At 43.4% G+C, this 14,234-nt stretch carries 13 protein-coding genes; 10 read left to right on the top strand and 3 right to left on the bottom strand.

The window, feature by feature from the left end; all coding sequences use genetic code 11:
• Position 1 precedes the first annotated feature (1 nt).
• Positions 2-1,057 carry a transaldolase family protein gene (locus BN162_RS05190; protein ID WP_020224027.1) on the bottom strand — a complete coding sequence of 352 codons (1,056 nt, stop codon included), beginning with the start codon at positions 1,055-1,057 and terminating at the stop codon, positions 2-4.
• A 23-nt stretch (positions 1,058-1,080) separates the two neighbouring features.
• Positions 1,081-1,869 carry a 5-deoxy-glucuronate isomerase gene (locus BN162_RS05185; protein WP_020224026.1) on the bottom strand — a complete coding sequence of 263 codons (789 nt, stop codon included), beginning with the start codon at positions 1,867-1,869 and terminating at the stop codon, positions 1,081-1,083.
• 75 nt (positions 1,870-1,944) lie between these two features.
• Between BN162_RS05185 and BN162_RS05180 the strand changes: the two genes are divergently transcribed.
• From BN162_RS05180 to BN162_RS05155, 6 genes are all read left to right on the top strand, one after another.
• On the top strand, positions 1,945-2,697 hold the full coding sequence (locus tag BN162_RS05180) for a DeoR/GlpR family DNA-binding transcription regulator (protein ID WP_020224025.1): 753 nt from the start codon (positions 1,945-1,947) through the stop codon (positions 2,695-2,697).
• A 276-nt stretch (positions 2,698-2,973) separates the two neighbouring features.
• Positions 2,974-4,941, top strand: coding sequence for a BglG family transcription antiterminator (locus BN162_RS05175; RefSeq protein WP_020224024.1), 1,968 nt, complete (start codon positions 2,974-2,976; stop codon positions 4,939-4,941).
• Positions 4,942-4,977: 36 nt separating this feature from the next.
• On the top strand, positions 4,978-5,430 hold the full coding sequence (locus tag BN162_RS05170; RefSeq protein ID WP_020224023.1) for a PTS sugar transporter subunit IIA: 453 nt from the start codon (positions 4,978-4,980) through the stop codon (positions 5,428-5,430).
• Positions 5,431-5,573: 143 nt separating this feature from the next.
• On the top strand, positions 5,574-5,885 hold the full coding sequence (locus BN162_RS05165) for a PTS fructose transporter subunit IIB (protein WP_020224022.1): 312 nt from the start codon (positions 5,574-5,576) through the stop codon (positions 5,883-5,885).
• 18 nt (positions 5,886-5,903) lie between these two features.
• Complete coding sequence (locus BN162_RS05160; RefSeq protein ID WP_020224021.1) at positions 5,904-6,998, top strand: PTS fructose transporter subunit IIC; 1,095 nt, start codon at positions 5,904-5,906, stop codon at positions 6,996-6,998.
• A 62-nt stretch (positions 6,999-7,060) separates the two neighbouring features.
• Positions 7,061-7,945, top strand: coding sequence for a class II fructose-bisphosphate aldolase (locus BN162_RS05155; protein WP_020224020.1), 885 nt, complete (start codon positions 7,061-7,063; stop codon positions 7,943-7,945).
• Between the two features lie 639 nt (positions 7,946-8,584).
• On the opposite strand, the gene BN162_RS05145 is transcribed toward BN162_RS05155, so the two are convergent.
• The gene (locus tag BN162_RS05145) at positions 8,585-10,489 is read right to left on the bottom strand and encodes a BglG family transcription antiterminator (protein WP_020224018.1); all 1,905 of its coding nucleotides are present in this window, start codon (positions 10,487-10,489) and stop codon (positions 8,585-8,587) included.
• 226 nt (positions 10,490-10,715) lie between these two features.
• Between BN162_RS05145 and BN162_RS05140 the strand changes: the two genes are divergently transcribed.
• Genes BN162_RS05140 through BN162_RS05125 form a run of 4 tightly spaced genes read left to right on the top strand, consistent with a single transcriptional unit; the run spans position 10,716 to position 14,106 of the window.
• Positions 10,716-11,069 (top strand): PTS sugar transporter subunit IIA, encoded by a 354-nt coding sequence (locus BN162_RS05140; protein WP_020224017.1) that lies wholly within the window; start codon positions 10,716-10,718, stop codon positions 11,067-11,069.
• Between the two features lies 1 nt (position 11,070).
• Entirely contained in the window at positions 11,071-11,400 is a 330-nt protein-coding gene (locus tag BN162_RS05135; protein WP_020224016.1) for a PTS sugar transporter subunit IIB, read from the top strand.
• Positions 11,397-12,644 (top strand): PTS transporter subunit EIIC, encoded by a 1,248-nt coding sequence (locus BN162_RS05130; protein ID WP_040451152.1) that lies wholly within the window; start codon positions 11,397-11,399, stop codon positions 12,642-12,644. Before BN162_RS05135 ends, BN162_RS05130 begins: the two co-directional genes overlap by 4 nt.
• The gene (locus tag BN162_RS05125) at positions 12,637-14,106 is read left to right on the top strand and encodes a glycoside hydrolase family 1 protein (RefSeq protein ID WP_020224014.1); all 1,470 of its coding nucleotides are present in this window, start codon (positions 12,637-12,639) and stop codon (positions 14,104-14,106) included. The genes BN162_RS05130 and BN162_RS05125 overlap by 8 nt, the downstream gene beginning before the upstream one ends.
• The last annotated feature ends 128 nt before the right edge of the window (positions 14,107-14,234 follow it).

The following is a 14,234-nucleotide window of genomic DNA, read 5'->3' as shown; positions in this document are numbered from 1 at the left end:
CTTATTTAATCATATAGCTGCGGATCAGCCTGACTAAATCGTCATAGCCGCCCAAAAACTGGTTCATCGTCGCTAAGAATGCTCCGTAATGCTCAAATTCTTCCGGTTTCAGTCCGTCTTCCAAATAAGCTTTCTTGAATTCATCCAGCTTCATTAACTCCTCCATCAGTTTGGATTCCACCGGCGTGTCGATGTTGTTTTTGATTTCCACATCGCTGCCGTTGTACTTGCGCTGCCAGTCGCTGGTGATCGTCAGCACGATATCCCCGCCGATGAATTCTTCCCAATGATGCTGATTGCGGAAGGCTGCCACTAACAGTTTGGCGCGGTAACCGCGTTCTTGATATAAGCGATAAGCATTCTTGACCACCGCGACCCCGGCCATGTCTAACGCTTCAGCACTGATCAGCACGTCATGCTGCTTCACCCAGGCTTTTAAGTAATCGTCAGTTCGGCCGGCCATGATCGTGCAGACCGGATGCATTTCGGCGGTCGGCAGTCCTTCAGCTTCCCGTCGGGCCAATCCGCGCTCAACCGCTTCCGCCACCGCAATCGCCTGGGCGCAGGTGAAGGAAACCGTCGCATTGATGCTGATGCCGCGATAGGTTAATTCCTCGAATGCTTCGACGCCGGCTTTCGATGTCGGAGCTTTGATCTGGGAATTGGGAACGACCGCCGCTAACTCGCAGGCCTGCTCAACCATCTTGTCCTTGCTGCGATAGAACTTGGCGTTGGTCTGAAAGGAAATCCGGCCTTTCTGACCCTGGCTGGCTTCAAACAGTGGCAGTAAGAGCTTGCTGGCCTTGGCGCCCAGGGCTTTGATCACATCCCAGGCCACTTCATCCTCAGTATAAGCCGGATGGTCAGCGATGATCGTTTTGATCGTTTCTTCCCATTGCGGCAGTTCTTTCTTCAGGACATTGCCGACGATGACTGGATTGGTGGTCGCACCGCTGGCGCCGTTGTCGATCGCGTACTGCAGTTCCGCGCAGCTGCAGGAGTCGTTCCAGACTTCGGTCTGCGGAAACTGCGTGACGGTTTCATATAGTTTATTCATGTTGTGTTTCTCCTTTTTCTTTTCTATTGTTCAAGCTGGAAGAATTCAGCGTTTTCATCGTTGACCCATTCATGATCCGGATCGAAGGTTCGTGTCTTAATCCAAGGATTGCCTTCTAGATGCGGAATCATCCAGACATAGAACATCGCATAGCCCGGCGCGGCGTTTTGCGGGTGCGTCAGTCCGCCGGGAATCATGGCGACGCTGTTGTGCGTGATTTTATAGACGTCCTCGCCCATGAAGCAGCTGCCGTAGCCCTGCGGATGATCGAATTTGTAGAAATAAACTTCCGGCTGAGGATGATGATGCGGCGGATAGCTGCTCCAGATGCCGGGGAAGTTAGTGATTTCACCCAAGACCATCTTCGAGTACGGCGTCCGCTCATAATCTAAAATCGTCGTCACCTGGCGCTTGGTCGTCGCGGCCAGCTTGCCTTCGCCGAAGAACTGTTTGTCAATGTTGGATTTGTCATACAGCATGCTGGGAAAGGTCTGGGGATTTATCTTTTGCTGAATTAAAACCTCGCCGTCTTCCTCAAAGGTCAGCACCACCGGGGTTTTCCGGCAGACGTGCAGGCAGGTCGCATCATCGTGAAACAAATCCTGCCGCTTCGCTGTGACGGTTTTTCCCTCATATTGATAGGTGAGGGTTCCGCTTAACAAAAGCAGCGCCGTTTCCTGTTGTTCGGATTCAATCGGCCAGGACTCACCCCGGCGGCCGATCAGCAGCTGAATGTGCATGAACATCTGATCTTTTTCCTCATCGCAGATCAGATTGAAACCCGGATGCAGATCTTCATTTTTTCTTAACATCGTGAACTCCTTTCTGCTTGTCACATGGATTCAACTTGTCTATAATGAATAAAGTTGAAAGGTCGGGGAGAAACCATGAAATACAATCGTTTGCAGGAAATGGAAGCCTATATCCGCAAAAACCGCTCGGTGAGCAATGAGGAGCTTCAAAAGCTGTTCAACATCTCCGTGCAGACACTGCGCCGGGATTTGAAGGAGCTGGAAGACCGCAATGTGATCACCAAGGTGTACGGCGGCGTCCTGGCCAAGCCGGAAAAGATCAGCGCGGCAACCCTGCCGACCCTTTCTTCCAGGCTACAGACCAACGCGGCAGCCAAAAACCGAATCGGTCAGCTGGCCGCAGGACTTGTGCAGGACGGCGATGTGATTTTTGTGGACTCCGGATCCACGGCTTTTACGATGATCCCGTATCTTCATCAGCGGGAAGTCACCGTGATCTCCCACAGCCTGCATGTCATGAACGCGTTAATCGAAGCTGAGAATCTGACGGGGATCTGTCTGGGCGGGAAGCTGCGAAGGGAAACCCAGACCTTCTTTTCCGATACCTCGTTTTATCCGTACTACTATAATAAAGCGTTCATCTCGACGGTCGGCCTGTCGATTTCCAAGGGACTGACGAATACCGATTTCAGCGAAGGCGTGATCAAACGGCATGTCATCCAGAATTCTGCGGAAGTTTGGATTGTTGCCGATCACTCGAAATTCGGTACGGTGGCGTTTAATAAATTTTTCGATCTTGAAGGCATTACCGGGGTGATCACCGATGAACAGCCCAGTGAAAAATACCGGCAGTATTTCAAAAATCTCAAAATCCAGCTGATTGACTAAGTCCGATATTCGGACTTTTTTATCGGCTTGACATGTTTATCATAGTGTTTGATGATCAGGTTGTCAACATGGTGATGAGAATGTATTGGCCAACTTGAGTAACTTATGGTTTTGTGATGAAAAGGTTAAATAAGCCTTTATAAAGGGATAATTTTCAATTTTTGCAGGATGTGCGGAAACAACAAGCAAAAAATTACCGGATTTTTGTTTCCGTTTTTCTTTCAGCCGGACTTGGAAAGTATGTTATTTTATTGACGAGGGAAGGGCGGTGACAGGATGAATGATCAAAAGTCTAATTACTATACCCAGCTGATTTTGAAGGCGCTGTTAAATAAAGACATGGTGACGACCGGTCAGCTGGCGGAAGAAATTGGACTGTCAGAAAAAACGATCCGCACGAAAGTGGAAGTCATCAACAACATGCTGCTGGACAATCAGCTCGGTGAGATATGCAAGAAACCACGCATTGGAATCTGGCTGGACGCCAATGAACAGCAGCGGCTGAAACTGAATTCTCTAATCAGCAACTCCGATAACATGGATGTGCTGCAGAACGATCAGATCCGCACGGCAACCGCGCTGAAGCTGGTCTTAAAAAGTACGAAAAACAACACCCTGACGACAAAGCAGCTGGCTTCTCAGCTTTATCTCAGCGTCCCGACAACACTCAAGGTGATCAACGACTGCCGCAGCTGGCTGAAGCTGTTCAATATTGAACTGAATGTTGTGCGCAATAAGGGGCTGGAGCTGGCGTATAACGAGGTGTCTTACCGGCTGGCGCTGAAACATTTCATTCTGAAATTCGATACAGAAACGAATGTCGATGAAAGTATTTTATTCTTCATGCCGGGACTGGACCTCGACGCTGTGCGCCGCGGCATTATTGAAACAGAAAAGGAATGGAGCTTTGAATTCGCCGAGGAATCGTTTAATGAGGTGCTCGTCTATGCGTCCCTGGCGATCTATCAGAATCAGCAGAAAAACAGCCGCCGGCTGAAATTTTCGGATGAGGAGCTGACGATGCTTCAAAAGTACAACGAATACAGCTTTGCCGAAGCGATCTTCAAAAAGCTCGGCACGCATTTCAACATGACGCTGCCGGCTGAGGAAAAAGCGTTTCTGTCAATTCAAATTCTATGCTCCAAGCTGATCGACAGCGGCTACAGCGCCGACAGCGGCGAGGTATTAAGGGAATATGACAACAAGCTGCAGGAGTTTGTCCGCAAGATCATCTCCGTTGTCAGCAACGTTCTCAATGTTGATCTGAACCATGATGACGCGCTGTACCACGGCTTATTGATTCACATGCGGCCGACCTTGTTCAGGCTGCGCTATGAACGCGGACATACCAACGGCTTAACCAATTATATTAAGACCGAATACAAAAAGACATTCCGCGTCGCCTGGCTGATCTCCGTGCTGTTTGAGGAATACTTTGACCTGAAGGTCAGTGAGGATGAACTCGGCTATATCGTTCTTTACATTCAATCGGCCTTGGAGCGCAATGAAAATCCGGTCAGAACGATTCTGGTCAGCGCGTCGGGGATGGGCATCAACCAGATGCTGTGCGATAAAATCTGCCGCTCGTTCAGTCTGATTCATTCGGTTAAGGTGGTCAGTGTTCATGACTTCAAGATTGAAAAGGTCACCGATGTCGATTTGATTCTGACTACGCGCCAGCTGAATGTCCAGGATCCGCGGATCGTGGAAATCGACGATTTCCTGTCGGATGCTTCGATTCAGAAGATCAATCACTGGATCCGCAAAACAATTCTCAACAAAGTCAGTGAAGCTCAGTTCGATGCCGACTGCCATCAGCTGTTCGAGCCGGATTTAATCTTTACGCACCTGCAGATCGAGGATAAACCGGCTCTGCTGAAATTCCTTTGTGAACGCTTGGTCCGCAAAGGCTATGTCACGCGCAAATATGTGAAGACCGTATTGGACCGTGAAGCATTTACGCCGACCTCGATCGGCAACGGCGTCGCGATTCCGCATGGCGATCAAAATGAGATCAATGAAGCCCGGGTGGTGATCGCCACGCTGGAAAAACCGATTCTGTGGGACAGCGAAAGCGTCGATGTGATCTTTCTGTTAGTCGTCAAGATGACCAACGACTTTGAGATCCGTAGGACCCAGGCATTCTATAAGCAGTATATCAAGCTGGTCGGAACGGATGAACAGGTGAACATCCTGCGCAATTTTCAGACCAACGTTGATTTTTACAAGTATTTAATCAAGTAAGCGAGAAAACCCATTGAGGATAAGGAGAGAAAACGTATGGCATTAGCGGATATTTTGGATGAAAACATCATCGACCTGCATTTAAAAAGCACAACGAAGGATGAGGTGTTGCATGACTTGAGCCAGCATTTATTCGAAGCCGGCTACATTGAGGATATCGAACAGTTTGTCAAAGACATCTATATTCGGGAAGCCGAAGGCATCACCGGAATGGGAAACCACATTGCGATTCCGCATGGCAAAAGCCATGCGGTGAAGAAAATCGGGATTGCGATCGGCCGCTGTGAGAATGAAATTGAATGGGAAAGCTATGATGATGAGCCGATCAACCTCGTCTTCTTATTCTGCGTCAGCGACGATGCGGACTTTGCCTCCAACCACATGATGCTGTTAGCGGAGCTGGCAGGCAAGCTGGGCAACGACGAACGCGTTGAAAAACTGCAGAAAGTTTCAACAAAGCAGGAATTGATTGATTTATTCCTCAACTAATGATCAAAATTACCGTAATTTAATCGTTACTTAATCAAAAAATTACCGTAATAAAGTTCCCGCAGTTGTTAAGCTAAAGCGCTTGCAACATGATAAATTATGATCATGCCAAAGGAAGAGAAACGGATGGGAGGTGAACCCAAATGAAGATTGTAGGAATTACAGCTTGTACTGCAGGCATCGCTCACACTTATATCGTGGCTGAAAAAATTCAGAATGCAGCCGAGGCGGCAGGCCATCAGTGCAAGATCGAAACGCAGGGGACGATCGGCGCGCAGAACAAACTGACAGCGGAAGAGATCGCCGCGGCCGACGTTGTCATCGTCGCTCATGATATCGCCGTCGGCGGAATGGAACGTTTCGCCGGCAAGCCGACCGTTGACATTCCGATCAGCGTGGCGATGAAGAATCCAAAGAGCTTGATCGCGACGATCGAAAAGAAGATCCAAAAATAAAAAGGGGTAGATGAATCCATGAAAAAGTTGAACTTTAAAAAACACATGATGACCGGCATCTCGTACATGATTCCGATGATCGTGGCCGGTGGTATCCTGGGTGCCTTAGCGAAAGGCTTCGGCGGATGGGAAGTCGGCAACTACGCTCCGGAAGCGGGCGCTACCATCTTCACCAACCTGAACTGCTTCGATTGGAAACAGTTCTGGTGGATGATTTCCAAATTATCTGACTATGCGATGAGCTTCGGCGTGGCGGTCATGACGGCCGGTGTGTGCTACTCGATTGCTGAACGTCCAGGCATTGTTCCGGGCTTCATTATCGGTTATGCGGCAAACCAGTCGAAAGCCGGCTTCTTGGGCGGCTTGCTGATGGCCTTTGTGATCGGTTATTTCATTCAGTGGATGAAGACCTGGAAACTTCCGAAGTGGATGGTTGGTCTGATGCCGGTTATGATTATTCCAGTCATTGCGACCTTCGTCTGCGGTGTTGCCTTCTTCGCGATTGTGGCTAAGCCAATGGCGATTGCGATGAATGCATTGCAGGGCTGGATCATGAGCCTCAACGGCGGTTCCAAATTCATCATCGGTGCGGTTATCGGCGCTGGCATGGGCTTCGATATGGGCGGCCCGGTCAACAAGACAGCTTCCATGGCAGCCAATGCGCTGGGTGCTGACGGCATCTATGGCCCAATGTCCGCGAAGATCATCGGCGGCATGACGCCTCCATGCGGAGTCTTCGTTTCGACCTTGCTGACGCCGAAGAAATTCTCAGCGACAGAAAAAGAAACAGCGAAAACGGCGTTCCCAATGGGCTTGTGCTTCATTACTGAAGGCGTACTGCCGTTTGCTGCGGCCGATCCGGCACGCTTCATTCCAGCTTCCATGATCGGTTCAGCGCTGGCCGGCGGCATTGCCGTTGCCATGGGTGTTGAATCGGTTGCCGGACACGGCGGAATCTTCGTCTTCCCGATGATGACCAACTGGATGTGGGCAGTCATTGCGCTGATCGTGGGCTCGGTTGCGACCGGCGTCATCTATTCAGCAATCAAAAAGCCAAGTGAAGAAGGTCAGGAAGAGGAAGAAGAAATCGTCGACCTGGACATCAATCTGTAAACCTGAGCTTAAATCGCTAAACCATTCAGCAAGATTATAGAAGGAAAGAAAGAAGGAGTCATATGTTAGTTTCGATGAAGGATATCCTGCAGCACGCGCATCAGCATAATTACGCGGTGATGGCAGTCAACAGCATCAATATGGAAATGGCCCGCGCTGTGATCAGCGCCGCCGAGGAAGAACATTCCCCGATTATCGTTCAGATGGGCCCAGGCCAGATCGGCAAGCATGCGCATCTGACGGAAATCGTTCCGTTAGTGAAAGAACTGGCTGAACGTGCCAGCATCCCGGTTGCCTTAAACCTGGATCACGGCGGAAAGCTGGAAGATATGGTTACGGCCATTCATAACGGCTTCACCAGTCTGATGATTGACGCTTCTTCCTATCCTTATGAAGAAAACGTCAAGCGGACTTCAGTGGTCTGCGCCTTAGCTCATCCGCATGGAATCTGTGTCGAAGCAGAGCTGGGACACGTCGGTCAGGCAGCTGATGGCGACAACAGTAAGGTTGATCTGTATACCAATGTCGAAGAAGCAAAGCAGTTCGTAAAGGATACTGGCTGTGATGCTCTGGCGGTGGCGATCGGAACGGCCCATGGCGATTATCCGAAGGGTTATGTCCCAGTGCTGAACTTTGAACGTCTGGCTGAACTGAAAAAGGCATTGGATATGCCGTTGGTTCTGCACGGTGGCAGCGGCAGCGGCGAAGAAAATATCCGCAAGGCCGTGGCAGGCGGCATCAATAAGATCAACGTCTGCACCGATGCTTTCCATGCCGCAAAAAATGCCATGCTGGAAAAGCTGGAAGCAAAACCGAATGCCGATTATCTGGAACTGTGCATGACGGCCGAAGCTGCCGTAAAGCAGTTTGTGAAGGAGTACATCAGAGTGATCGGCTCCAATAATCAGTATTTCTATGGTGAGTCTGTTTCGACAGGCAACGAATAAATCCTCCCAGGATCAAATTGGCGGACATTCTGAAAAAGAGTGTCCGTTTTTCTGTTTCTCGATTTCAGTGTTTGTCTTGAAGAAGCTTATTATAAGATCAAAATTCAAGGATAAAGAGAAAAATAAAAGGCAATCCCCAATCATCAAGGGAGAAGGATTGCCAAGATTGTATTTAAATATTTTATTGAATGTCTGTTATTTTAAAATAACGCAAATAAGCAGGAATAGAAAAAATATCAAGCGCGTTATAGATGATCCAGAGATGGGAATCTTTCGTAATTACAGTATAAACAGACCAATTTAGAATTGTAAGGATCCACTTGGCTACAAAGGCTTGTTTAGTCTTAGCTTTTACAAAAAGGGTGTTCCAAAACAAAAGTAGCCAGCTCAAGAAATAAATGATCGCAAGAACGGCATAAAAATTGTAAATCGGCGGCATGCCGCGGCCTACCAAGGATAACGTCAAAAGAAGTTCGCTGATACTGCCTAAAAAAATAATCGGCATGCGAATCAAAGTATAAAATTTCAAATAATAAAAACGGTGTGATCTCTTGTTATGTAATGAAGGTATCGAAAGCAGTTTATTCAGTTGACGTTAAGACGTTGAAATAATAACCTTAACCTTTATAATGATATAGCTTAGATCAAACTTATAAACATCTGGATGAAATTTTCATAATCATTGCATTTTATAAGGGCATCAACTTTATCGGGTTCAATGAGAACTGAACTGATCATTTCATAAATTGATTGAAAAGAACTTCTATCCTGTTTGCTGAAACACATCATAATAACAAGTTTTACAGGATGTTTACTCCAAGTAATGGCTTTGCGGGTAATAACGATAGAAATTGTGGTTTGCACAGCCTGCATCATGGGACTGTGCGGAATGGCGAAAGAACCAAATGCAGTCGAAGACAGGGCTTCTCTTTCCAAAATTTCACCGAGGATATTAGCATTACCAAAACCTTTATTTATCAATTCGCTGCACATGAAGCTGATGCATTTATAAGGGGAAGGAAATGATTCTTTAATCTGGAATAAAGATGGTGGACACAGCGCTCTTATTGTTTTTTCAAAGGCAAGTTTTTGTTTTTGAACTTGGATAGTTTCTAAAGCCTGTTGAAGCTTGCTTTTGTCCACGTTTGTCAGGAACATACTGATCTGAACATGGCAAATATTTATTGGACGTTTGATAGGAAGTATGGATATAATCAGATCAACATCAGAAAATGAACCAATTTGATCTTCAGCAGTTGCAACCTGAATCAGTGCTATTTCTTCCTGATATTGCTTGTTTAATGATTCGATTAGCTTCCCAATGGCATCGTAATACCTAGGACAATATAAAACGGTAGCTATTTTATTCTCAGCTTTTTTATTTTTATCCATCATGAAGCCAATATGAATAGCAATATAAGCAATTTCATCATCGGTAATAGCAACACCTGTTTTTTTCTTAATTAATGACGAAATATGAACAGCGGCATCAAAGAAGAAGGGACATGTTGTTTTAATTGTAACAGTTAGCGGATTTTTATTAAGACGATTATTGCTAGAACGGATGAACAAACTCTGAAGATGCAATGCAAAGCAATGTAGTGCTTTTTCATCTTGAATTCTCAAACCATAGCTGTTATCAAGTTCTTCAAGGATTTCTTGTGAAAGGCTAAGATATTTCTCTTTTATATACTTGCTGACATTTGTGTCAGTTAACTGTGAATAGTTAACCGGAGTTGACCTTGACATGATCAATAAGGCTGATTCATAAATTTCGACGTCTGTGTATTCAATATTGAAATAATCTGAAAATTGTTTTCCTGCTTTTTTCGCAATATTATATACATGAGCACTGATTCTTGGATTATTCTGTTTGATTAACACTTCCGAATAATTATTCATGATCCTGTCAATTGCAATAGCGGTATGAAGTACCAGATCAGTCAGTGAGATGTCATTGATGAAATAACCTGAATTATTTAAACTTTCAATGAAGACATCGCGGATGAAAAAAATATCAATATCCGGAAATTTAGTTTGGATTGTATAATAATCTACAAAATTGGCAGAAGATTCCTCAACCATCATATTGTTGATCAATTTTCGTTTGTTCGTTTCATTTCCAATCAGTCGAATTGCATCTTTTTTTGTTTCTAACTCAAGACCGCAATCATTAATCTTAATCTTTACTTTGGACAGTTCTGTTTTTAAAGTTGAATAACTGATATAGAGCATGTCACAAATATCGTAAAGACTAAGAAAAGAATTTGATTCAAGATTTAACAATTCATTTAAAATATATGAAACTCTTTCATTGGAGGTCTGAGGAACAAGTTCATCCTGTTTATCAGAAATAATTACTTTTTCATTGATTGAATATCCATTGCGTGATGAAAGAACAGAATCGGGATGCTCTGTATTAATGGATTTAATATAATTTTTAATGGTTCGTGAAGAAACGTTAAAAATTTTTGCAAGTTGATTGCTTGTACAAGGACTATTCTCTTTGAGATAGTCCATGAGTTTATTTGTACTTATTTTCATATATTTTTACCTGTTACCATCATATAAGATTTATATTTCATTGTCTAATAGGTTCTTTCACCAATTATTGGTGAATTCTGTAAATCTTATTTTTTCACTGATACAGGATGAAAAAAGTTATGGCTTAAAATTTTCACTGTCTATGGGAAAAAAGACAGATGAAAGAAATCTGCCAATAGAGCAGAATATAGATAATCAATCGATTGAATGAAAGTGAGGTATTGTTATGGAAGATCAGTTAGCTCAAAGTTCTATGGAAATATTATTAAAGGCGGGTGATGCAAGAGAAGAATGCTTCAGAGCATTGGAATTAGTCAGCGAAGGAAATGTTGAATCTGCAAAAATGAGGTTAACAGAGGCTAAACGAATGATTGTGGAAGCTCACAGAGTCCATACAGCTTGTCTTCAAGCTTCGATGGAAAAGAAAGCTGATACCTATTCAATGTTGTTTGCACATGCTCAGGATACATTAATGACAATCAACACAGAAATCAATCTTACAACCAGATTTATTGAAATATTTGAAAATTATAATAAGCGGTTAGAAGTCTTGGAGAACAGGATTAAAGAGGAAAGTTAAAATGATAAAAATTTTGTTAGCCTGCGGAGCTGGATGCTCCAGCGGATTGATTGCTCAGTCAATGAAAAAATATGCAAAGAAAAAGGGACTGGAATCCGCAATTAAAGCGATCGGAGACCCGGATATTTTCAATTGCATTGAAAATTACGATGTGCTTATGCTTGGACCGCATCTTGCCTATAATCTGCCAAGTATTGAAAAATATATTGCGGAGAAGAATTTACCGGTCGTAGTCAAAATTATTGACCGGGAAAATTATGCAATGTTAGATGGAGAGGCTGTATTTAAAGAAGCCCTGAATTTATTTGAGGAGAAAAAGGAGAGTCAATGATGCTAGAAGGAGTAAAAAAATTTATAAGTGAAAAGTTTGTACCGTCAGCGCAAAAGTTTTCTTCCAACGCCTATGTCAGCGGAATCCAGAAAGCCGTAATTAAGATTATTCCTATGATCTTAGTATCCAGTGTTGTAACAATCTATGGGATTGTTCAAAGCTTTATTTCCGGACTGCCGGACTTATCACCGATCAGCAATTATTCATTTGGCTTGGTCGGGATGATGACGGCTTATCTGATTCCTTATTATATTTTAGACAGTAAACGAGATTCCAGAAATGTTGTGGCAGGAATTACCGGATTGGGTTTATTTATGATGGCGTTAAAGCCGGAAGCGGTTGAATCGGGTTTTCTCTATAATTTTGATCGTTTTGGCGCTCAGGGGATGCTTGTTTCAATGATCATCGGTTTATTTGTTGTCGTTATATTTAATTTGGCTGCCAAGATCAAATTGATCGGTGAAGATTCGCCGCTGCCTGAGTTTTGTAAGGAATGGTTTAACTGCATTATTCCTATTTTTATCATTTTCTTAGTAGGCACTATAATTATTTATGCTTGTGGATTCAGCTTGTTTGATGCGATTTTGTCCCTGTTTAATCCATTGATGAATTTGACCGCAAGTTATTGGGGTGGTTTGATTATGTTGATGCTGCAGGTATTTGTTTATACGTTAGGGATCAGCTGCTGGATCTTTGATGGAATTATTATTCCGATAAGCAATGCGGCTTTGCAGGCGAATATGGCAGCTGCAGCAGCGGGTGCTACACTTCCGTATGTGTTCACTTATGGTTTTGATTTCGCTTATGTTCTGTTCGGTGGCGTTGGCGCGACTTTGCCATTGATTGTATATTTCATTTTTTCTAAATCCAAACGTTTGAAATTATTAGGTAAGGTTTATGCTATTCCGACATTGTTAAATATCAATGAACCTGTTATGTATGGCAATATCGCATGGAATCCCCTGCTTATGCCAGCTCCATGGTTATGTACATTTGTTAATTATTCCTTGGCCTATCTTTCTATTCATTTAGGCCTGTTGGCTGCACCTGTGGTTTCATCGGCATTATGGTTTCTGCCTTATCCGCTGCCTTCGTTTATTTTAGGGGGAATTAAAGGTGCTATTCTCTGTATAGTTTTAATCGCTATTGACTTTGTAATCTGGTATCCATTCTTTAAAGCGTATGAAGTGACGACATTAAAAGAGGAAGAAAAATTGGAAGGGGGTAAAAATAAACATGAATGAAAATGTGTTTCCTAAGAATTTCTTATGGGGATCTTCTTCTGCCTCTAATCAAATTGAAGGAGCTTGGAATGAGGGGGGCAAAGGATTAGAAACCACAGATTTTGTAAAATATGTTGAGGTCTCAGATCGTGCCGCGGGAGAAACAACTTTCTCGGTAACCAAAAAGCAACTGGAAGAATATAGAACACATCCTGAAAAGTATAATTTTCCTAAACGGCGGGGAAATGATTTTTATCATCGATATAAAGAAGATATCAAACTCATGGCAGAGATGGGATTAAAGGCGTTCAGAATGTCAATTTCATGGGCTAGAATTTATCCAACCGGATTTGAAAAAATACCGAATGAAGAAGGTTTGGCATTTTATGACCAGGTCTTTGATGAATGTAAAAAACAGGGTATAGAGCCAGTCGTTACAATGTCTCATTATGATTTTCCAATTGAAATCACAACAAAACTGAATGGTTTTGAATCAAGAGAAACGGTATTCCTGTTCGTGAAGCTTGCAAAGACTTTATTAGAGCGCTTCCATTCTAAAGTAAAATACTGGATTATCTTTAACGAATGCAATATGGTGTTTCACGCTCCTTACCCATGCTGCGGTGCGATGATTGACAACACTGAATTAAGTGAGATGCAGCTGAAATTTCAGTGCGCTTATCATCAATTATTAGCCAGTGCTTTGGTCATAGACGAAGGAAGAAAGATTGATAAAACATTATTATTTGGCAATATGTTGTCTAAATCCGTTTATTATCCCGCTACCACAAAACCTGAGGATAATTTACAGCAGCAGTTCGATATCGCAATGGATAACTGGCTGACTGATACTCAGGTATGGGGAACATTTCCTTATTATATGAATCGCTTTTTTAGTGAAGCAAAGATCAAACTGCCAATAATGTGCAATGATCTGGAAGCCCTGAGAAAAGGAACGATTGATTTCTTTACTTTTAGCTATTATTGTTCAGTCTTATGCAATTATGAAGAAACTGGATTAAAGCTTCATACGACAGATCTCACCAGTAAATATAAAAATGAATATTTAAAGTTCAGTAAATGGGAATGGGCGATTGATCCGATTGGATTGAGAATCGCATTGCATCAAATCTATGATCGCTATCATCTGCCTGTCCTTGTTTCTGAATGTGGTCTGGGCGCTTATGATAAAGTGGAGGTGGATGGTACAGTTAAAGATGACTATCGGATCGATTATTTAAAGGAACATATTCTGCAGCTTAAAGAATCTATCAAAGATGGTGTTGATGTCTTTGGATTCTTTACCTGGTCTTATGCGGATATTGTTTCCCAAACTACTTCTGAATTTTCAAAGCGATATGGATTTATTTATGTAGACTGTGATGACTATGGTCATGGAACATTCGAAAGATTACCAAAAAAGAGCTATTTTTGGTATAAAAAAGTAATTGCATCGAATGGGGAAAATTTAGATGAAGCATGAAAAGAAGTGTCAATGAGCACTTCTTTTCATATGTAAATGGAATGAAAGGGAAAAATGAACACTGGAATTGAGTTTAAATTTGCGCTGGATTATAGGATCTTGACGAATCATAAAGGATGCTGAACAGA

Source organism: Holdemania massiliensis AP2 (assembly GCF_000327285.1).
Classification (GTDB): Bacteria; Bacillota_I; Bacilli_A; order Erysipelotrichales; family Erysipelotrichaceae; genus Holdemania; species Holdemania massiliensis.
Note: the sequence above shows the minus strand (reverse complement) of the source record. Positions and strands in the feature narration are given on the sequence as shown.

What these genes read in the sequence shown, in the direction of transcription:
- BN162_RS05190 (WP_020224027.1), bottom strand. Translation starts at nt 1,057, where the DNA reads ATGAATAAACTATATGAAACCGTCACGCAGTTTCCGCAGACCGAAGTC.
- BN162_RS05185 (WP_020224026.1), bottom strand. Translation starts at nt 1,869, where the DNA reads ATGTTAAGAAAAAATGAAGATCTGCATCCGGGTTTCAATCTGATCTGC.
- BN162_RS05180 (WP_020224025.1), top strand. Translation starts at nt 1,945, where the DNA reads ATGAAATACAATCGTTTGCAGGAAATGGAAGCCTATATCCGCAAAAAC.
- BN162_RS05175 (WP_020224024.1), top strand. Translation starts at nt 2,974, where the DNA reads ATGAATGATCAAAAGTCTAATTACTATACCCAGCTGATTTTGAAGGCG.
- BN162_RS05170 (WP_020224023.1), top strand. Translation starts at nt 4,978, where the DNA reads ATGGCATTAGCGGATATTTTGGATGAAAACATCATCGACCTGCATTTA.
- BN162_RS05165 (WP_020224022.1), top strand. Translation starts at nt 5,574, where the DNA reads ATGAAGATTGTAGGAATTACAGCTTGTACTGCAGGCATCGCTCACACT.
- BN162_RS05160 (WP_020224021.1), top strand. Translation starts at nt 5,904, where the DNA reads ATGAAAAAGTTGAACTTTAAAAAACACATGATGACCGGCATCTCGTAC.
- BN162_RS05155 (WP_020224020.1), top strand. Translation starts at nt 7,061, where the DNA reads ATGTTAGTTTCGATGAAGGATATCCTGCAGCACGCGCATCAGCATAAT.
- BN162_RS05145 (WP_020224018.1), bottom strand. Translation starts at nt 10,489, where the DNA reads ATGAAAATAAGTACAAATAAACTCATGGACTATCTCAAAGAGAATAGT.
- BN162_RS05140 (WP_020224017.1), top strand. Translation starts at nt 10,716, where the DNA reads ATGGAAGATCAGTTAGCTCAAAGTTCTATGGAAATATTATTAAAGGCG.
- BN162_RS05135 (WP_020224016.1), top strand. Translation starts at nt 11,071, where the DNA reads ATGATAAAAATTTTGTTAGCCTGCGGAGCTGGATGCTCCAGCGGATTG.
- BN162_RS05130 (WP_040451152.1), top strand. Translation starts at nt 11,397, where the DNA reads ATGATGCTAGAAGGAGTAAAAAAATTTATAAGTGAAAAGTTTGTACCG.
- BN162_RS05125 (WP_020224014.1), top strand. Translation starts at nt 12,637, where the DNA reads ATGAATGAAAATGTGTTTCCTAAGAATTTCTTATGGGGATCTTCTTCT.